We start from the raw sequence: 17825 nt of genomic DNA, 5'->3' as shown, positions 1-17825 counted from the left end.
AACCGAGAAATAAGCACCATGAAAATCGACCACCTCATCAACGGCAAAAGCGTCGCGGGCAGCGACTATTTTGAGACCGTCAACCCCGCCACCCAAGAAGTGCTGGCCGAAGTCGCCTCGGGCGGCGAAGCGCAAGTGAATGCCGCCGTGGCCGCCGCCAAAGCTGCTTTCCCCAAGTGGGCTGCAACCCCTGCAACAGAGCGCGCCAAGATCATGCGCAAGCTGGGCGACCTGATCACCAAGCATGTGCCAGAAATTGCGGAAACAGAAAGCCAGGACTGTGGCCAGACCATCAGCCAGACCGGCAAGCAACTGGTGCCGCGCGCGGCCGACAACTTTCACTACTTTGCCGAAATGTGCACCCGCGTGGACGGCCACACCTACCCCACACCCACGCACCTGAACTACACGCTGTTCCACCCGGTGGGCGTGTGCGCCCTCATCAGCCCCTGGAACGTGCCCTTCATGACCGCCACCTGGAAGGTTGCGCCGTGCCTGGCTTTTGGCAACACCGCTGTGCTCAAGATGAGCGAACTCTCGCCCATGACCGCTGCGCGTTTGGGCGATCTGGCACTCGAAGCGGGCGTGCCTGCAGGCGTGCTGAACATCGTGCACGGTTACGGCAAGGAAGCGGGCGAGCCCTTGGTGTCGCACCGCGATGTGCGCGCCATTTCGTTCACAGGCTCCACTGTCACGGGCAACCGCATCGTGCAAAGCGCAGGCCTCAAGAAGTTCAGCATGGAGCTTGGCGGCAAGAGCCCCTTTGTGATCTTTGAAGACGCCGACTTGGACCGCGCACTCGATGCGGCCATCTTCATGATCTTTTCCAACAACGGCGAGCGCTGCACCGCAGGCAGTCGCATCCTGGTGCAGCAAAGCATCTACGCTGACTTTGCCGCCAAATTTGCCGAGCGCGCCAAACGCATCACCGTGGGCGACCCACTCGATGAGAAAACCATCGTCGGCCCGATGATCTCCAAAGCCCATCTGGCCAAGGTGCGCAGCTACATCGAACTCGGCCCCAAAGAGGGCGCGACCATGCTGTGCGGCGGCCTTCAACAACCCGGCTACGCTGCCGATCTGCCCTCGCATGTGAAAAACGGCAACTTCGTCTGGCCCACCGTGTTTGCCGATGTCGACAACCGCATGCGCATCGCCCAAGAAGAAATCTTCGGACCCGTGGCCTGCCTGATTCCCTTCAAGGACGAAGCGGACGCCATTGAAAAAGCCAACGACATCGAATACGGCCTGTCCAGCTACGTCTGGACCGAGAACTTGGGCAAAGCCCACCGCGTTGCCGCTGCCGTCGAGGCGGGCATGTGCTTTGTCAACAGCCAGAACGTGCGCGACCTGCGCCAGCCCTTTGGCGGCACCAAGGCCAGCGGCACCGGCCGCGAAGGCGGCACCTGGAGCTATGAAGTGTTTTGCGAGCCCAAAAACGTGGCGGTGTCCTTGGGCGCTCACCACATCCCGCATTGGGGTGTATGACAAATTCCCTCCATCTGTCATACTTGATGTCATACATTCATTTTGAATGTGTATGACAAGGAGTGAGCCATGTTGTCTGTCCGCCTGCCTGAAACCGTTGAACGTGAACTGACCCAGTATTGCGCTGCGCGCAAGCTGAGCAAGTCTCACGTCGTGCAAGAAGCCCTCGCCGAGTATTTGGTGGCGGCCAAATCGACGACCCCTGCGCGTGCGGTGCCCGAGCCTGACTTGTCATTCCTCGCGCCAGACGACCCGATTCGGCAGTTCATTGGCATCGCCAAAGACGGCATGAGCACGGAAGAACTGATGCGCATGACGCGTGGCGATGATTGGAATCAGCCATGATCCTGGTGGATACCAATGTTTTTGTGGACGTCATCCATGAAGATCCGATTTGGCTGGACTGGTCGCTGCGAGAGCTGATCAAAGCCCAAAACCAGCAAATCGTGACCAACTTTGTGGTCTACGCCGAACTGCACACACATAACACAGCAGGCCCGCACATCGATGCTTTTTTGCAAAAGCTGGGCGTGCAAGTTCTTGACTTGACGCGGACAACTGCGCAATTGGCGGCCCAGGCGTTCAGGTCCTACCGCCAACGCGGCGGCACCAAAAACGGCGTCCTGCCCGATTTTTTCATTGGTGCGCATGCCCAAGCCGAGGGCTATCGCTTGCTGACCCGCGATGCAGGCCGCTACCGCAGATACTTCCCGGACATTGACCTGATCAGTCCCTGACCCTCCCCCACCCGCACACGCATCACCAGGACACCCCATGGGACAACTCGCCCTCGCCGCCAAAATCACCCACGTGCCCAGCATGTACCTGAGCGAAATTCCCGGGCCGCGTTTTGGCACGCGCCAAAGCGCCATCGATGGCCATCAGGAAATCAGCCGCCGCTGCCGCACCATGGGGGTCGACACCTTGGTGGTGTTTGACACGCACTGGCTGGTCAATGCCGGCTACCACATCAACTGTGGGCAGCACTTCAAGGGTGTGTACACCAGCAACGAGTTGCCGCACTTCATCAGCAACATGACCTTTGAGTCGCCGGGCAACCCGGCGCTGGGGCACTTGCTGGCCCAAGTGGCCAACGACTACGGCGTGGAAACCCTGGCGCACGACGCCACCACTTTGCAGCCCGAATACGGCACGCTGGTGCCACTGCGCTACATGAACGCTGACCAGCACTTCAAGGTGATCTCGGTCTCGGCTTTGTGCACTTCGCATTACCTGAGCGACAGCGCCCGTCTAGGTTGGGCCATGCGTGAGGCGGTCGAAAAACACTATGACGGCAAGGTGGCGTTTTTGGCCAGTGGCAGTCTGAGCCACCGCTTTGCACAAAACGGCCTCGCGCCGGAGTTTGCCCACAAGATCTGGAGCCCCTTCCTTGAAAAACTCGACGAGCAGGTGCTGCGCATGTGGGACCAGCGCGAGTGGAAGGCCTTTTGCGAGATGCTGCCCGAATATGCCAGCAAGGGCCATGGCGAAGGTTTCATGCACGACACCGCCATGCTGATGGGGGCCCTGGGTTGGACAGATTACGACGGCGCGGTGGACATGGTGACCCCGTATTTCGGGGCCAGCGGCACGGGCCAGCTCAACGCGATTTTTGAAGTGACACCCCAAAAAGGCGAGCACATCCCGGCAGCGCAGGCCAGCAGCGCGCAGGGATACACGGCTGTGAGCACGAGGTTATGAACCTTCCCTGTAGGTCGGCGGCTTCAGCCCCGACATGGACCTTTGCCAAACCACCAATGTCGGACCTGAAGGTCCGACCTACCAAGACAAGACCATGCCCCACCTTGTGATCCTCTACACCGGCCAGTTGGACGCTGAAGTCAACATGACGACCCTGTGCCGCCAGATGGCGGACGCCATGCTCACCGTGCAGGACGAAGCAGGCAAGCAGGTCTTTCCGACCGGTGGCACGCGTGTGCTGGCTTACCCAGCGCCGCATTACGCCGTGGCCGATGGCGGCGCGGCAGGCAAAGCGGCAGGGTTGCATGAGCAAAACCCCCATGGGGGTTCGGGCGACTACGCCTTTGTTTACCTGAATGTGCGCATGGGGCGTGGCCGCAGCGAGGCCACACAGCAACGCGCCGGGCAAACCCTGGTGGAAGTGGCCAAGGCCTTCTTTGCGCCCGTGATGGTTCAGCGCCATATCGGCATCACGCTGCAGATCGACGTCGGGCCCGAGGTGTTCGACGCCAAGCACAGCAACATCCATCCGCTGTTTCAGAAATGAACTGCACCGTGCCTCGTTCCACACTGGATCGCCGCGCTTCTCTCGCGATGACGTGGCTAAGGACTGCGTCATGGCAAGGAGCAGCCTTTAGCCGCGAGGTGCGCAGCGACGTGGCGGAGCGGGGCAATCCATCTCAAAAGGAATTTCAACACCATGTTTGACAACACTTTGATCCAGCAGCTCGCCCACGAGCTGAACCAGTCCGAAAAATCCCGGGTGCAGATCGAGCACTTTTCCAAGCGCTATCCGGGCATGACCATCGAAGACGGTTACCGCATCAACCGCGCATGGATGGCCATCAAGTTTGCCGAGGGGCGCACCATGATTGGCCACAAGATTGGCCTGACCAGCCGCGCCATGCAGGTGTCCAGCCAGATCGATGAGCCTGATTACGGAACGCTGCTCGACAACATGCGCTACACCTGCACGCCCGGCCAAGTGCTGGACATCCCGCACAAAAACTTCATCGCCCCGCGTGTCGAGGTGGAGCTGGCCTTCGTCCTCAAAAAAGAACTGCGCGGCCCCAACGTGACCGTGGAGCAAGTGCTCGAAGCCACCGAGTACGTGACGCCTGCGATTGAGATCATCGATTCGCGCATCGAGCAGTTTGACCGCCACACCCAGGTGATGCGCAAGGTGTTCGACACCATCAGCGACAACGCCGCCAACGCGGGCATCGTGCTGGGGGCCAATCGGGTCGATCCCTTGACCACCGATCTGCCCTGGTGCGGTGCGGTGCTGCGCCAAAACGGCGTGGTCGAAGAAACGGGTCTGGCTGCGGGCGTGCAAGGTCACCCGGCCGTGGGCATCGCTTGGCTGGCCAACAAGCTGGCACCTTGGGGGGAACACCTGCAGGCTGGTGAAATCGTGCTTGCGGGTTCGTTCACCAAACCTGCTCCAGCCAAAGTGGGCGATGTGTTCGATGCGGACTACGGACCGCTGGGCAAACTTCAATTCCGATTCGTCTGAAAGGTGCACCCATGCATACCCCTGTGAATACCTTCAAACAAGCCCTGCGCGAGCGCCGTTCCCAGATCGGGTTGTGGATGGGCTTGGCCAATGCCTACACCGCGGAAATCTGCGCGTTGGCCGGATTCGACTGGTTGGTCATTGACGGCGAACATGCGCCCAACGATCTGCGCAGCATCCAGGCTCAGCTGCAAACCCTTGCCGCCTACCCCGCCAGTCACGCGGTGGCCCGCGTGCCGGTGGGGGACACTGCGCTCATCAAGCAATACCTGGACCTTGGGGCACAAAACATCCTGGTGCCCATGGTCGACACACCCGAGCAGGCGGCGCAACTGGTGCAGGCCATGCGCTATCCACAGGACGATGGCCAGGGTGGAGTGCGCGGCATGGCCGGGGCGCGTGCATCGCGCTGGGGCCATTACCCGGATTACTTCAAGCGTGCCAACGACGAGGTCTGCTTGCTCGTGCAGGTCGAATCGCGCGAAGCCCTGAAAAACCTGGACGCCATTGCCGCCACCCCCGGTGTGGACGGCGTGTTCATCGGCCCGGCGGACCTCTCGGCCTCGATGGGCCATGTGGGCAATGCGGCTCACCCCGATGTGCAGGCCGCAATAGCCGATGCGATTGCCCGCATTCTGAAAGCAGGCAAAGCCCCGGGCATCCTCTCGCCCGACAGGCAGCTGGCCGCGCAGTACCTGCAGCTGGGAGCGGTGTTCGTCGCTGTGGGTCTGGACACCCAAATCCTGATGCGCCACACCAGCGATTTGGCCGCACACTTCAAAACCGAAATCACCGCAGCCGTCTCAGTGAAAGGTGCAAGCTACTGAATGCACATTTAATGGGGGTCAGATCCCAATTAATTGTCCGGCTAATTTCTGCCACGCGACTCAATCAACAAAGGGGTTTTGGCCCCCATTCAGGAGATCACGATGTTTCCATCCTCCCAAGCCGTGGTGCCTTCGCTGCAAGCGGGGGTACACCCGGACGAATGGCAGGCACGGCTCCAGCTGGCCAGCTGCTACCGCGTGTTCGCCATGCTCGGCTGGACCGAGATGATCTACAACCACATCACGCTGCGCCTGCCCGACAGCGTGACGGGTGGCGACAAGCAATTCTTGATCAACCCCTTTGGCCTGCACTACAGCGAGGTCACAGCCAGCAACCTGGTCAAGATCAACATGCAAGGCGAGGTGCTGGACGGCTCGCCTCACAAGGTGAACCCGGCCGGTTTCGTGGTGCACGCCACGCTGCACTTAGGCATCGAGGGCGCGCACTGCGTGATGCACACACACACCACGGCAGGCGTGGCGGTCGCGTGCTTGAAGGACGGCTTATCGCCAAGCAACTTCTACTCGGCCCAGTTGCACGACATGGTGGCTTATCACGACTTTGAAGGCATCACCATCCATGCCGAAGAGGGGCCCCGAGTGCTGCAGAGCATCGGCAATAAGCCTGCCGTGATCCTGCGTAATCATGGACTGCTGACCTGGGGACAAACGCTGGCGCAGACATTCGCCATTTTGTGGACCTTGCAGCGTGCCTGCGAAATCCAGATGGCCACGCTGAGCATGGGCCAGCCCATTGCCGTGTCCGAAGCCATTGCAGCCAAATGCACGCGCGATGCGCTGCAGTTCAACCCCAACCACGGGGCAGGGCAAGACGTGTTTGACGCCTTGGTGCGTCAGGTGGACCGCATCGACACAGGGTGGCGCGTATGAATTCAATCAAGAACGACATGACATACCAAAAGATCGCCATCGTGGGCGCAGGTGCCATTGGTGGCTGGATGGGGGTGCACCTGGCGCAAGCGGGTGCGCAATTGAGCGTCCTGGCGCGGGGCGAGACCTTGAGTGCGCTGCAAAAGAACGGTCTGCAACTGCACCAGGGGGGCACGCTGCACACTGTGCCCGTGAAGGCGTCCAACGACGCCGCAGCAATGGGTGTGCAGGACCTCGTGGTCATCTCCGTCAAGGCCCCTGCATTGGCCTCAGTGGCCGAGCAGGTGGGCCCGCTGATAGGCCCGAACACGGTGGTCCTGACGGCCATGAATGGTGTGCCCTGGTGGTTTTTACAAGGCTTTGGCGGCCCGGTGGCGGGCCGATCTCTGAACAGCGTGGACCCCGAAGGCATCATTGCCCGAGCCTTGCCAGATCAACACATCATCGGCTGCGTGGTGCATGCCAGCTGCTCGGTCGATGCACCCGGCGTGATTCGCCACCACTTTGGCGACGGCCTGATCGTGGGCGAACCATCGGGCCAAGTGACGCCCAGGGCGCAGGCCTTGACGGCCTTGTTGCAACAGGCCGGATTCAAGGCCACGCTGTCGCCACAGATTCAAAAAGACATCTGGTACAAGCTCTGGGGCAATATGACCGTCAACCCGGTCAGTGCCATAACCGGGGCCACGACCGACCTGATCATGGACGATCCTCTGGTGCGCGCCTTCATCTCCAGTGTCATGCTCGAAGCCAAGGCCATTGGGGCGAACATCGGCATCCCGATCGAGCAGCAACCCGAAGACCGCCATGTGGTTACGCGCAAGCTGGGGGCGTTTCGCACGTCGATGCTGCAAGATGTCAAAGCAGGCAAACCGGTCGAGCTGGATGCTTTGGTGGGGGCTGTTCGTGAATTGGGTCAGCTGACCGACTTGCCCACACCATTTACAGACGCTTTACTGGGCATCAGCCGGCTGCATGCGCGTGGCTTGGGTCTCTACCCCGCAAGAAATTGAGGAGAGGAATCTTTAATAGTATTTAATAACTGACAAATATTATTTAAGAAGCATTCAATTTGATTTCTCTGATAATTCACCCATGGCTTTTTTATGAAGTCTTTGGTATTGCAGGAGATTGAAATGTTGTTTTCGTTGATTGTCGCGTTGGTGGTTTCCTTGGTGCTGGGTGTTTTGTATTTCAAAACCCTCAATGACATCAAACGTGATGAGCTCAAGGATGCGATGGACCGCGCGCAGCGCCTGAAAAACAAGCGCAGCCACAAGGATCTGGTCGGTGCCTGAAGTTTTTCAGGTCCAAGTCGCTTTCATGTCATCCAGGCGGCGAATGGGGCGGTAAATTGCCCCCATGTCGTCGCAACCCTCCCCCTCTCTCCCCCTTCCTTCCTTGACCCTGACGGGTTTTCTGACACTGTTGTTGATTGCCTTCATGATGGGGGCCAACCATGTGGCAGCCCGTACCGCCTTCAACCATGGCGTGGATGTGGTCACTGCCGTCACCTTTCGCAGCACCGTCACCGCCCTGGTCGTTGCGCTCATCCTCTGGCAGCAAAAAGTGGTGCTCCAGGTCAATTCACGGCAAAGAAAATTCCTGCTGCTCATCGGCGGCCTGATTGCTGTGCAAAGCGTCTGTCTGTATTCGTCAGTGGCGCGTTTGCCGGTGGCGCTGGCTTTGCTGGCGTTTAACACCTACCCGCTGGCCACGGCCCTGTGGGCGCGGCTTTTGTACGGTCACCGCCCTGAGCGCGCCGTCTTGCTGGCCATGCCTGTGTTGTTCCTGGGTTTGGCTTTGGCGCTGGACGTGCTGGGCGCGGCATCAGGCTTGGGTGCAGCGCAGCAATGGGGGCAAATCGGGGTGGGTGTGGCCTTTGCGCTGGCGGCGTCCGCCACCTTTGGCCTGGCCCTGGTGCTGACCCAGCATGAAGCGGCGGATGTGGATGGCCGCTTGCGCACCTTCACCACCATGGGCACGGTGGCGGTGCTGGCCCTGGTGGTGGTCCTGACCCAAACGGGCCTGCATCTGCCCACAGCCAGCGCAGGCTGGTGGGGCTTGGGGCTGTTGACGTTCCTGTATGGCACGGCCTTCACCATCATGTTCACCGTGCTGCCCAAGCTGGGCGTCGTGGGCAATTCGGCCATCATGAATGTGGAGCCGGTGTTTGCCTTGGTGCTGGCCTGGGCACTGCTGGGCCAGTCGATTGCCATGATGCAGCTGGCGGGCGCTTTGCTGGTGGTGGCCACCGTGATGTGGCTGGGACTGCGCAAACGTTGAAGTATTAAGCGTTCTTGAGGGCCAGCGCCTGCTCGTACAGTGCGTTTTTGGATTCCCCGGTGATGTCGGCCGCCAGCTTGACGGCGGTTTTCAGGGGTAGCTCGGGCAGCAGCAGCTGCAACACGCGCAGGCCCTCGCCCATGGAGGCGGCCACAGGCGCATCGTGCAGCACCAGCGCAAACTCGCCACGCAAACGCTCGGGTTTTTCGGCCAGCCAAGCGGGCAGCGCGTGTGCGCTCAGGGTTTCAATCTGTTCAAATTGCTTGGTCAATTCGCGCCCGACTGTGATCTGCCGATCGCCCAGCACGGCCAGCGCGGTGGCCAGCGCCTCTATGCGGTGTGGTGCTTCGAGCAGCACCACGGCGCGGCTTTCCTGTGACAGGGCTTGCACCGCTTGCTGGCGTTCACCCGATTTGCTGGGCAAAAACCCCTTGAACACAAAGCCGTCTTCGCCCGTCATGCCCGAAGCGCTCAGTGCGGTGGTCACGCTGCTGGCCCCAGGCAAGGGCAGCACACGGTAGCCTGCCCGGCGCACGGCGGCCACCAGCCGGGCACCGGGATCGCTGATGGCGGGTGTGCCTGCATCACTCACATACGCCACGCGTTCGCCCTGGGCCAGGCGGGTGATGACGGCTTCAGAGGCTTCGGCTTCGTTGTGCTGGTGCACTGCCAACAATTGCCCATTCGGGCGGTCCAGGCCATAAGCGCGCAGCAATTGCTGGGTGTGGCGCGTGTCTTCGCAAGCCACGGCATCGACCTTTTGCAAGACGTGCAGGGCGCGCAAGCTGATGTCTGCCAGGTTGCCAATCGGGGTGGCCACGACATACAGTGTGCTGGTCGGGTGGTTTTGTGATCCGGCGGCGTCATGCGCGGCCTCAAGTGCTCGGGCAAACGACGCGGACAAGGGAGACGGAGTCAATGCAATTCCTCAAAAAAGACACAACAGGCCAGGCCAGCACCAAAGCCCGGGGAGACGCGGGCGAAGACGAGGCCTTGGCCTATTTGCAAGAGCGTGGATTGCGCTTGCTGCAGCGCAATTATCGGACGCCCGGGCGCGGAGGCGGCGAAATCGATCTTGTCATGCAAACGCCCGACGGCACGGTGGTGTTTGTGGAGGTGCGAAAACGAAGCCGCAGCGACCACGGCGGGGCGGCCGCCAGCATCGGGTTTCACAAGCAGCGGCGCATTGTGTTGGCGGCGCAACACTATTTGCTCAAATGGCGACGCTTGCCACCCACCCGCTTTGATGTGGTGACCATCGAGGCCAGCGGCCCGCATTGGTTGCAGGCGGCTTTTGATGCCGCTTGAAGTGCGCTCAGGTGGAATCCCATGGCTGATGGGGTCCGGTGTAGTCATCAATCGTCTAGGGTCTTGTAGGTCATATCTTCAACTCCGACATGTAATGGCCTATTGATCCGGCACGCTGAAGTTTGAAATGTGTGAAAAATGTGCAAGAAGTGTCATCTCGTAGGTCGGTACTCGCAGAGTCCGACATGATGGGTCTGTGCACAGGTCCAAGTCGGGGTCTTCGACCGCCGACCTACAACATCTTTGAGCGTTGAAAACTTCACAGGGCCGAATCAATAGGCACAGGCCCCATGTCTGGGTTAAAGCTGCGCGTTGCGCAGATAGTTGTCCCGTAGTGCGCGCCTTCAGGTGCGCATGGGCTTGCGCTGTGGGCTGTCATCTCGGCTTTGTTGTCACCAAAAGGGTGGTTTGGGGCAAATATGCCTGACTTCTGCTGGCGGCATCAATAGAACACGTTCCGATACGGAAATCAGGTATCTGCGCCAAGGGCAGCCACTGCGCGCGGTTATCATCCAAAGCCTTATGTTAGACCTGCGCATTCAACAGCATTTCATCGACAGTGCAGACTTGCACTACCAAGTGGCCGAAGGCCTGGCCAAGCCTGTGGAAGCCGCTGTTCAAGCGGTGTTGGCTTGTGTCACCGGCGGAGGCAAGGTGCTGACCGGAGGTCAAGGGCCATCAGCAGCACTGGCCCAATATCTGGCCAGTTTGCTGGTCGGAGGCTTTGAGCGCGAGCGACCGGGGCTGGCCGCCATGGCCTTGTCATCCGATGCACTCACGGCCACCAGCTGGCCAGACGGCCAGGCCCTCGCCAGACAAGTGCGTGCTTTGGGGCATACCGGCGATGTGTTGGTCCTGATCAGCGCCGATGGGTCGGAGCCCGTTTTGATTGAAGCCGTGCAAGCGGCGCACGAGCGCGAAATGGTCGTGCTGGGTGTGACGGGCCAACACGGTGGCGCCTTGGCGCGGCAACTGCGCGAGACCGATGTGCATGTGTGTGTGCCCCATGAGCGTGTAGCCCGAATTCGTGAAGTCCAGCACTTGGTGCTGCACTGTCTGTGTGATGGCATTGACACCCAGTTGTTGGGTGAACAGGAGTCTTTGTAAATGAAACGCAAATTTAATTCGCTGGTGTTGTCGGGCGCTGTGCTGGCGGCCACCTTGTCCAGCCTGAGCGGCTGTGTGCCCCTGGTGGTCGGTGGGGCGGTGATGACGGGCCTTGTTGCCACTGACCGCCGCACAGCCGGTGCCCAGGTGGAAGACGAAGGCATTGAACTCAAAGTGGGCAGCGCCGTGCGCAAGGACCTGGGTGATGCCGTGCATTTGAATGTCACCAGTTTCAACCGCCGGGTCTTGCTCACGGGCGAAGTCCGCTCGGCAGCAGACAAAGAACGGGCTGAAAAATTGGCCCAAAGTCAGGAAAACGTACAGTCGGTGATCAACGATTTGGCCGTGGGCCCGGCCAGCAGTTTCAGCCAGCGCTCTAAGGACACCGTCACCACCAGCCAGATCAAGGCCGCATTTGTGGACGCCAAAGACCTGCAGGTCAATGCCTTCAAAGTCCTCACCGAGCGCGGCATTGTCTATCTGATGGGCCGTGTCACCCCCCGTGAAGCCAAACGTGCCAGCGACATTGTCCGCACCATCGGAGGTGTGACCAAGGTGGTGCGCGTGTTTGAAGAAATTTCAGAAGAAGAGCTGCAGCGACTGAGCCAGCCGCCCATGAACAAATAAACCCACCGACCCGCGGTCTCACCGTAGGTCGGCACTCGCAGAGCCCGACGCTGGTTTACTGGGCTTAGGAGTGCGAGGCTGGCGATGTGGGTGAGCGGGCATTTGTCGGAGTCTTCGACCACCGACCTGCAACGTCCAAAGCGCCTCAGCTTGGGTCGGGTTTCGAAGCCTCGAAGGAGCCACACCGTAGGTCGGCACTCGAAGAGTCCGACGCTGCTTGGCTTGACGCAGGCGGCCCATGCTGGCGTTGTGGGTGAGCAGGCATTTGTCGGGGTCTTCGACCACAGACCTACAACTTCTTTGCGCATTGAAAGCTTCACAGGCCCGAATCAACAGCGCGTTGAACGGTGGTCTGCGAGGAATCATCTGCTTTATTCAGCGTCTGCCAAAAATCGCCGTACCCACCCGCACCATCGTGCTGCCTTCGGCAATGGCGGCCGCCATGTCGGCGCTCATGCCCATGGACAAGGTGTCCAGCGGCAAGCCCTGCGAGCGCAAGTTATCGAACAAGGCTTTGGCTTGGGCGTGCACTGCCCGCATCTGGGCGTCGGTCTCGGCGCGCTCAGGAATGGTCATCAGGCCTCGCAGTTGCAAGCGCGGCAAAGCGGCCACGGCCTGGGCCAGCGCGGGCAGTTCCTGCGGGCTGATGCCCGATTTGGTTTCGCCGCCGTCCACATTGACCTGAATGCACACCTGCAAGGGCGGCAGCTCGGCCGGGCGCTGCTCACTCAGGCGCTGGGCAATTTTGAGGCGGTCCACACTGTGCACCCAGTCAAAGTGCTCGGCCACCAAACGGGTTTTGTTGCTCTGAATGGGGCCAATGCAGTGCCATTGCAGGGGCAAGTCGCGCAAGGCCCCGATCTTGTCCACAGCCTCCTGGATGTAGTTTTCGCCAAAAGCGGTCTGGCCTGCCTCATGGGCGTCGCGCACCGCCTCTGGCCCCCAGGTTTTGGACACCGCCAACAAAGACACGCTGTGAGGCGAGCGTCCAGCGGCTTGGCAAGCCGCTTCAATTTGCGCCCGGACACGCGACAGGTTTTCGGCAATAGAGGTGTTCATGGCCTGAGCGTACCAAACCCCGAACAGGCCTTCTTCGCCCGTGCCCGACTGTCGCTAACCCGGCAGGCAAAAGCACCCGGCACGAACCTGTGCACTGCCAGACTGCTAAATTAGCCCCTTTCAACGACCTCCAGCGAGACAAGCATGAGCCAGATTGCAGCCAAAACCTACGAATCCACCCCCGCCCGTCAAGTGGCCTTTATAGGCCTGGGCGTCATGGGCTACCCCATGGCCGGGCACCTGGCCCGCGCCGGTCACCACGTCACCGTGTACAACCGCAGCGCCGCCAAGGCCGCCGCCTGGGCCGCCGAGTGCCCGGGCAACGCCAGCGCGCCCACCCCGCGCGAAGCTGCTGCGGGTGCCGACATCGTGTTTGCCTGCGTGGGCAACGACGCCGATTTGCGCAGCGTGGTGCTCGGTGCCGATGGCGCGTTTGCCGGCATGAAACCCGGCGCGATTTTTGTGGACCACACCACGGCATCTGCTGAAGTGGCCCGCGAGCTGTATGCCGAAGCCCAAAAGTTGGGCCTGCACTTTGTGGATGCGCCCGTATCGGGCGGCCAAGCTGGTGCACAAAACGGCATGCTGACGGTGATGTGTGGTGGCGATGCGGCGGCTTTTGACGATGTGAAGCCCGCCGCCATGGCATTTTCTCGGGCCTTCACCTTGCTGGGTGCATCGGGCGCAGGTCAATTGGCCAAGATGGTCAACCAGATCTGCATTGCAGGGCTGGTGCAAGGCCTGTCCGAAGCCATTGCGTTCGGCCAGCAAGCCGGGCTGGACATGCACCAGGTGTTGGACGTGATCGGCAAGGGTGCAGCGCAAAGCTGGCAAATGGACAACCGGGGCAAGACCATGGCCGACGACAAGTTCGAATTTGGCTTTGCCGTGGACTGGATGCGCAAAGACCTGGGCCTGGTGCTCGACGAAGCCAAGCGCAACGGCGCCCGCCTGCCCGTCACGGCCCTGGTGGACCAGTTTTACGCCGATGTGCAAAAAATGGGCGGTGGCCGCTGGGACACTTCAAGCCTGATCCGCCGTTTGCGCTGAAACGATACTTCGGACTCTTCGAGTGCCGACCTACGGTGAGGCTCCTTGGACTTTTCGAATCCCGAGACAAGCTGTGGGGCGTTGGACTTTTGAATCCCGACCCCGGCTGAGGCTCCTTGGACTCTTCGAATCCCACCCCAAGCTGAGGCGCGTTGGATTTCGTAGGTCGGTGGTCGAAGACCCCGACATGTGCTTGCTCAGCCACAACGCCATCATCGGTCGCGTGCGCCAAGTCAAGCAGCGTCGGACTCTTCGAGTGCCGACCTACGGTGGGGCTCCTTGGACTCTTCGAATCCCGACCCCGGCTGAGGCGCGTTGGACACTTCGAATCCCGACCCAAGCTGAGGCGCGTTGGACTTTGTAGGTCGGTGGTCGAAGACCCCGACAAGTGCCTGCTCAGCCACAACGCCAGCATCGGCCGCGTGCGCCAAGCCAAGCAGCGTCGGACTCTTCGAGTGGCGACCTGCGAGATGACATGGCTCACACATTTCAAACTTCAGCGTGCCAAATCCATAAGGGGCGGGCACCTATGAGTGCCGCAGCTGAAACACACTGCGCCGCTCACCCACCGCCACCCCAGCCACATTCAGCAGGACCTGCGCACGCCAAGGAGCCATTTCCAGACGCTGTGCATCGTCAAGCCAACCCAGCTGGTCCAGCGCACAGGCGGTGGCGGCAAACAAGGCGGCCATGTTGCCGTCCATGATCTTGATGGCCAGGGCTTGCCCTCTTGAGCGACTGCCCACCACCTGCACACCGTCCGCGCCCACCTTGGTCACCCAATCACCTCGGCCAATCCGCATGAAAGCGGCGTCGTTGCGGCCTGTGCCGGACACCAGTTCGGGGTAGGCGCTCATGGCCTCGCCGAGTTGTTTCAGGCTCTCGCCATACAGGCCGTCCGACTCAGGTTGGGCCAAACGCGCATAGCTGCGGGCCAAGCGTGACAAGGGCATGGCGTAGTTGGGGGCCGAGCAGCCGTCGATGCCCAGCGCCAGCTCCTGCTCGCCGAGGCCCGCCAAGTGCGCCACGGCCTGGCGAATTTTTTGTTGCAGCGGGTGGTCCACCTCGGTGTAGCTGTCGGTGGGCAGGCCGTGCTGCACGCAATACGCCAAAAAACCGCTGTGTTTGCCGCTGCAGTTGTGATGCCGTTCGTCGTAGGCAAAGCCTTCGGGCATGAGGTGGTCAAAAAACGTAAAGCGGTAAGGCACATGGCAGCCGCATCGCATCTGACGCGTGCTGCTGCCGCTTTTGCGCAGGATGGACGTAACCTGCTCAACGTGCATGTCTTCGCCGTTGTGGCTGGCACACATCAGGGCCAACTCTGTTGGCGTGAAGCCAAAATACGCCACCCCGCCCGACTGGATCAGCGGCAAGGCCTGCATGGCCTTGAGGGTGGAGCGGGTGAAGCACAGCCAATGCGGGTTGCCCACCTGGGCCAGAACGCGGCCTTCGGTGTCGGTCACAGCCAGTGCGCCCAGGTGCACGCATTCTTGGATGCCGTTGCGGGTCAGCTCGATCAGGGGTTCAAAGTTCATGGCAAGGGTCTGGGGTGTTCAAAAAGGCCAGTCTAAATTGTCCCGGACTTGACCCTCTGTCCCCAGTGCAGCCGCGCACAATGAGCCGATGCAAAACATTCAATCTCCCCTTCAAGCGCAGGTGGTGCAGTGGCTGGTCGCCCCCGGTGCGAACGTGCGCCCAGACGATGTGCTGGTCATTCTGGAAGCCATGAAGATGGAGCACGAAATCCGTGCGTCTCAGGCGGGCTGTGTAGGTGAGCAGTATTACCAAGTGGGTGAAACGGTGGCTGAAGGCGAGGTCTTGTGCGCGCTCATGCCCGTGGCCGATGTGGCTTCGCAGCCAGTGCTTGATGCCGCCAGCGTACGGGCTTCAGCTCAGTCTGAGGACCGCGCCGACCTGCAAAAACTGCAAGAGCGCCTGGCTTTCACGCATGACGCGGCACGTCCCGAAGCCGTGGCCAAGCGTCACGCCCAAGGCATGAGGACCGCCCGAGAAAACATCGCTGATCTTTGTGATGAAGGCTCATTTGTCGAATATGGCACCCTGGCCGTGGCCGCCCAAAGCCGCCGCCGCAGCGCTGACGATTTGATGCGCAACACTCCCGCCGACGGCATGGTGACGGGCATCGGGTGCGTCAACGGCCAGCGCGTGGTGGTCATGTCTTATGACTTCACGGTGCTGGCGGGCACGCAAGGCATGCGCAATCACCAAAAGACCGACCGCATGTTGGGCGTGGCCCTGCAAAACAACTTGCCCGTGGTGCTGTTTGCCGAAGGCGGTGGCGGCAGGCCGGGCGATGTGGATGTGGCAATCGTGGCGGGCCTGAACCTGGCCACCTTCGCCTCGTTTGCGCGCCTGAATGGCCGCGTGCCGGTGGTGGGCGTGGTGGCCGGGCGCTGCTTTGCGGGCAATGCGGCGTTGCTGGGCTGCGCTGACGTGATCATCGCTACACGCGGCAGCAACATCGGCATGGGCGGCCCGGCCATGGTCGAAGGCGGCGGCTTGGGCGTGTTCAAGCCCGAACAAATTGGTCCGAGTGAGGTGCAGCATGGCAACGGCGTGATCGATGTGCTGGTCGATGACGAAGCCCAGGCCGTGGCAGCGGCGCGGCAATACCTGTCGTTTTTCCAAGGGGCTGTGACGCCATGGCAGGCACCGCCCGCCGAGGCCCTGCGCCATGTGGTGCCCGAAAACCGCCTGCGTGTGTATGACACCCGCGCCGCCATGCAGGGCATGGCCGACGCAGGCAGCTTGCTGCATTTGCGCACCGGCTTTGGCGTGGGCATCCACACGGCCCTTGCCCGCATTGCAGGTCGCCCAGTAGGTCTGATGGCCAACAACCCGCTGCACTTGGGTGGTGCGATTGACGCCGATGCCGCCGACAAAGCCGCGCGTTTCATGCAGCTGTGCAACGCGCACGCACTGCCCATCGTGAGCCTGGTGGACACGCCCGGCTTCATGGTCGGACCTGATACCGAAGCCACAGCCCAGGTGCGCCATGTCTCGCGCCTGTTTGTGGCGGCTGCGCATCTGCGGGTGCCGCTGCTCAGTGTGGTGCTGCGCAAAGGCTATGGCCTGGGCGCGATGGCCATGACAGGCGGGGGCTTTCACGAAACCCTGGCCACCGTGGCCTGGCCCACCGGCGAATTTGGCGGCATGGGCCTCGAAGGCGCGGTGCGCCTGGGTTACCGCAAAGAGCTGGAGGCCGTGCCCGAAGGCCCTGAGCGCGAAGCATTGTTCGAGCAGCTGCTGGCGCAGCAATACGACAACGGCAGCGCCATCAACATGGCCGCCACGTTGGAGATCGACGCGGTGATCGACCCGGCCGACACACGCGATTGGTTGGTGGCGGGGCTGGAGGCGGGGCGTGTGAGGCCTGCCGATGGCGCATTGCCCGTTGACACCTGGTGAAGGAGGGCGCAGTCTCTGAAGTTGTTGGGGTGAGGCCACTACCCTGTGGGCGTATCTGTAGGTCGGTGGTCAAAGACCCCGACAAGCGCCTGCTCACCCACAACGCCAGCATTTGCCGCGTGCCCCAAGCCAAGCAGCGTCGGACTCTTCGAGTGCCGACCTACGGTGATGCGCGTTGGACTCTTCGAATCCCGACCCAAGCTGTGGCGCGTTGGACACTTCGAATCCCGGTCCAGGATGAGGTGCGTTGGACTTTGTAGGTCGGTGGTCGAAGACCCCGACAAGTGCCAGCTCACCCACAACGCCAGCATCGCCCGCGTGCCCCAAGCCAAGCAGCGTCGGACTCTTCGAGTGCCGACCTACGGTGGGGCGCGTTGGACTCTTCGAATCCCGAACCAAGCTGTGGCGCGTTGGACTCTTCGAATCCCGGTCCAGGATGAGGTGCGTTGGACTTTGTAGGTCGGCGGTCGAAGACCCCGACAAGTGCCTGCTCACCCACAAGGCCATCATCGCCCGTTTGCGCCAAGCCAAGCAGC

General features: G+C 61.2%; 18 protein-coding genes and 1 pseudogene. 16 read left to right on the top strand and 3 right to left on the bottom strand.

The genetic code is table 11. From position 1 onward, the window contains the following. Positions 1 to 18: 18 nt before the first annotated feature. From hpaE to H663_RS21680, 11 genes are all read left to right on the top strand, one after another. Positions 19 to 1488 carry a 5-carboxymethyl-2-hydroxymuconate semialdehyde dehydrogenase gene (gene hpaE, locus H663_RS21730; protein ID WP_053172713.1) on the top strand — a complete coding sequence of 490 codons (1470 nt, stop codon included), beginning with the start codon at positions 19 to 21 and terminating at the stop codon, positions 1486 to 1488. 69 nt (positions 1489 to 1557) lie between these two features. Beyond that, positions 1558 to 1833, top strand: coding sequence for a ribbon-helix-helix domain-containing protein (locus tag H663_RS21725; protein ID WP_053172711.1), 276 nt, complete (start codon positions 1558 to 1560; stop codon positions 1831 to 1833). After that, a complete protein-coding gene (locus H663_RS21720; protein ID WP_053172709.1) occupies positions 1830 to 2225 on the top strand; it encodes a type II toxin-antitoxin system VapC family toxin in 396 nt (131 codons plus the stop codon). Before H663_RS21725 ends, H663_RS21720 begins: the two co-directional genes overlap by 4 nt. A 37-nt stretch (positions 2226 to 2262) precedes the next feature. After that, positions 2263 to 3189 carry a 3,4-dihydroxyphenylacetate 2,3-dioxygenase gene (hpaD, locus tag H663_RS21715; protein ID WP_053172708.1) on the top strand — a complete coding sequence of 309 codons (927 nt, stop codon included), beginning with the start codon at positions 2263 to 2265 and terminating at the stop codon, positions 3187 to 3189. Between the two features lie 94 nt (positions 3190 to 3283). After that, on the top strand, positions 3284 to 3736 hold the full coding sequence (locus H663_RS21710; RefSeq protein ID WP_053173583.1) for a 5-carboxymethyl-2-hydroxymuconate Delta-isomerase: 453 nt from the start codon (positions 3284 to 3286) through the stop codon (positions 3734 to 3736). 153 nt (positions 3737 to 3889) lie between these two features. Next, a complete protein-coding gene (gene hpaH / locus H663_RS21705) occupies positions 3890 to 4705 on the top strand; it encodes a 2-oxo-hept-4-ene-1,7-dioate hydratase (RefSeq protein ID WP_053172705.1) in 816 nt (271 codons plus the stop codon). Positions 4706 to 4716: 11 nt separating this feature from the next. Then, positions 4717 to 5532, top strand: coding sequence for an aldolase/citrate lyase family protein (locus H663_RS21700; protein WP_053172703.1), 816 nt, complete (start codon positions 4717 to 4719; stop codon positions 5530 to 5532). A 102-nt stretch (positions 5533 to 5634) separates the two neighbouring features. Continuing rightward, a complete protein-coding gene (locus tag H663_RS21695; protein ID WP_053172701.1) occupies positions 5635 to 6423 on the top strand; it encodes a class II aldolase/adducin family protein in 789 nt (262 codons plus the stop codon). Positions 6424 to 6440: 17 nt separating this feature from the next. Then, on the top strand, positions 6441 to 7436 hold the full coding sequence (locus H663_RS21690; RefSeq protein ID WP_053172699.1) for a 2-dehydropantoate 2-reductase: 996 nt from the start codon (positions 6441 to 6443) through the stop codon (positions 7434 to 7436). 123 nt (positions 7437 to 7559) lie between these two features. After that, positions 7560 to 7721 (top strand): hypothetical protein, encoded by a 162-nt coding sequence (locus H663_RS41500; protein ID WP_165803839.1) that lies wholly within the window; start codon positions 7560 to 7562, stop codon positions 7719 to 7721. A 64-nt stretch (positions 7722 to 7785) separates the two neighbouring features. After that, positions 7786 to 8709, top strand: coding sequence for a DMT family transporter (locus tag H663_RS21680; protein ID WP_053172696.1), 924 nt, complete (start codon positions 7786 to 7788; stop codon positions 8707 to 8709). 4 nt (positions 8710 to 8713) lie between these two features. On the opposite strand, the gene rsmI is transcribed toward H663_RS21680, so the two are convergent. Then, positions 8714 to 9613, bottom strand: a complete 900-nt coding sequence (gene rsmI, locus H663_RS21675) for a 16S rRNA (cytidine(1402)-2'-O)-methyltransferase (protein WP_053172694.1) — start codon at positions 9611 to 9613, stop codon at positions 8714 to 8716. A 14-nt stretch (positions 9614 to 9627) separates the two neighbouring features. Here rsmI and H663_RS21670 point away from each other — a divergent pair, with 14 nt between their 5' ends. From H663_RS21670 to H663_RS21660, 3 genes are all read left to right on the top strand, one after another. Then, positions 9628 to 10017 carry a YraN family protein gene (locus H663_RS21670; protein ID WP_053172692.1) on the top strand — a complete coding sequence of 130 codons (390 nt, stop codon included), beginning with the start codon at positions 9628 to 9630 and terminating at the stop codon, positions 10015 to 10017. Positions 10018 to 10539: 522 nt separating this feature from the next. Further along, positions 10540 to 11124 carry an SIS domain-containing protein gene (locus H663_RS21665; protein ID WP_053172690.1) on the top strand — a complete coding sequence of 195 codons (585 nt, stop codon included), beginning with the start codon at positions 10540 to 10542 and terminating at the stop codon, positions 11122 to 11124. Further along, positions 11125 to 11751 carry a BON domain-containing protein gene (locus tag H663_RS21660; protein ID WP_053172688.1) on the top strand — a complete coding sequence of 209 codons (627 nt, stop codon included), beginning with the start codon at positions 11125 to 11127 and terminating at the stop codon, positions 11749 to 11751. Between the two features lie 375 nt (positions 11752 to 12126). On the opposite strand, the gene H663_RS21655 is transcribed toward H663_RS21660, so the two are convergent. Next, the gene (locus tag H663_RS21655; protein WP_053172686.1) at positions 12127 to 12810 is read right to left on the bottom strand and encodes a YggS family pyridoxal phosphate-dependent enzyme; all 684 of its coding nucleotides are present in this window, start codon (positions 12808 to 12810) and stop codon (positions 12127 to 12129) included. A gap of 144 nt (positions 12811 to 12954) precedes the next feature. On the opposite strand from H663_RS21655, the gene H663_RS21650 reads away from it, so the two are divergent. After that, entirely contained in the window at positions 12955 to 13860 is a 906-nt protein-coding gene (locus H663_RS21650; RefSeq protein ID WP_053172684.1) for an NAD(P)-dependent oxidoreductase, read from the top strand. A gap of 527 nt (positions 13861 to 14387) precedes the next feature. Here the strand turns inward: H663_RS21650 and H663_RS21640 are convergent. Further along, positions 14388 to 15395, bottom strand: coding sequence for an asparaginase (locus H663_RS21640; protein ID WP_053172681.1), 1008 nt, complete (start codon positions 15393 to 15395; stop codon positions 14388 to 14390). Between the two features lie 73 nt (positions 15396 to 15468). Here H663_RS21640 and H663_RS21635 point away from each other — a divergent pair. Continuing rightward, a pseudogene (locus H663_RS21635) lies at positions 15469 to 17289 on the top strand (carboxyl transferase domain-containing protein); the annotation flags it as partial. Positions 17290 to 17825 lie beyond the last annotated feature (536 nt).

It is taken from the genome of Limnohabitans planktonicus II-D5 (assembly GCF_001270065.2).
GTDB classification, from domain to species: domain Bacteria; phylum Pseudomonadota; class Gammaproteobacteria; order Burkholderiales; family Burkholderiaceae_C; genus Limnohabitans_A; species Limnohabitans_A planktonicus.
The sequence above is the reverse complement of the archived record's forward strand: the minus strand, read 5'-3'. Positions and strand labels throughout refer to the sequence as shown.

Excerpts from the sequence above, each read along its gene's own strand:
- H663_RS21720 (WP_053172709.1), top strand. The coding sequence starts at position 1,830 with ATGATCCTGGTGGATACCAATGTTTTTGTGGACGTCATCCATGAAGAT.
- hpaE (WP_053172713.1), top strand. The coding sequence starts at position 19 with ATGAAAATCGACCACCTCATCAACGGCAAAAGCGTCGCGGGCAGCGAC.
- H663_RS21655 (WP_053172686.1), bottom strand. The coding sequence starts at position 12,810 with ATGAACACCTCTATTGCCGAAAACCTGTCGCGTGTCCGGGCGCAAATT.
- H663_RS21670 (WP_053172692.1), top strand. The coding sequence starts at position 9,628 with ATGCAATTCCTCAAAAAAGACACAACAGGCCAGGCCAGCACCAAAGCC.
- H663_RS21700 (WP_053172703.1), top strand. The coding sequence starts at position 4,717 with ATGCATACCCCTGTGAATACCTTCAAACAAGCCCTGCGCGAGCGCCGT.
- H663_RS21690 (WP_053172699.1), top strand. The coding sequence starts at position 6,441 with ATGACATACCAAAAGATCGCCATCGTGGGCGCAGGTGCCATTGGTGGC.
- H663_RS21695 (WP_053172701.1), top strand. The coding sequence starts at position 5,635 with ATGTTTCCATCCTCCCAAGCCGTGGTGCCTTCGCTGCAAGCGGGGGTA.
- H663_RS21660 (WP_053172688.1), top strand. The coding sequence starts at position 11,125 with ATGAAACGCAAATTTAATTCGCTGGTGTTGTCGGGCGCTGTGCTGGCG.
- H663_RS41500 (WP_165803839.1), top strand. The coding sequence starts at position 7,560 with ATGTTGTTTTCGTTGATTGTCGCGTTGGTGGTTTCCTTGGTGCTGGGT.
- H663_RS21710 (WP_053173583.1), top strand. The coding sequence starts at position 3,284 with ATGCCCCACCTTGTGATCCTCTACACCGGCCAGTTGGACGCTGAAGTC.
- hpaH (WP_053172705.1), top strand. The coding sequence starts at position 3,890 with ATGTTTGACAACACTTTGATCCAGCAGCTCGCCCACGAGCTGAACCAG.
- H663_RS21725 (WP_053172711.1), top strand. The coding sequence starts at position 1,558 with ATGTTGTCTGTCCGCCTGCCTGAAACCGTTGAACGTGAACTGACCCAG.
- H663_RS21650 (WP_053172684.1), top strand. The coding sequence starts at position 12,955 with ATGAGCCAGATTGCAGCCAAAACCTACGAATCCACCCCCGCCCGTCAA.
- H663_RS21665 (WP_053172690.1), top strand. The coding sequence starts at position 10,540 with ATGTTAGACCTGCGCATTCAACAGCATTTCATCGACAGTGCAGACTTG.
- hpaD (WP_053172708.1), top strand. The coding sequence starts at position 2,263 with ATGGGACAACTCGCCCTCGCCGCCAAAATCACCCACGTGCCCAGCATG.
- H663_RS21680 (WP_053172696.1), top strand. The coding sequence starts at position 7,786 with ATGTCGTCGCAACCCTCCCCCTCTCTCCCCCTTCCTTCCTTGACCCTG.
- H663_RS21640 (WP_053172681.1), bottom strand. The coding sequence starts at position 15,395 with ATGAACTTTGAACCCCTGATCGAGCTGACCCGCAACGGCATCCAAGAA.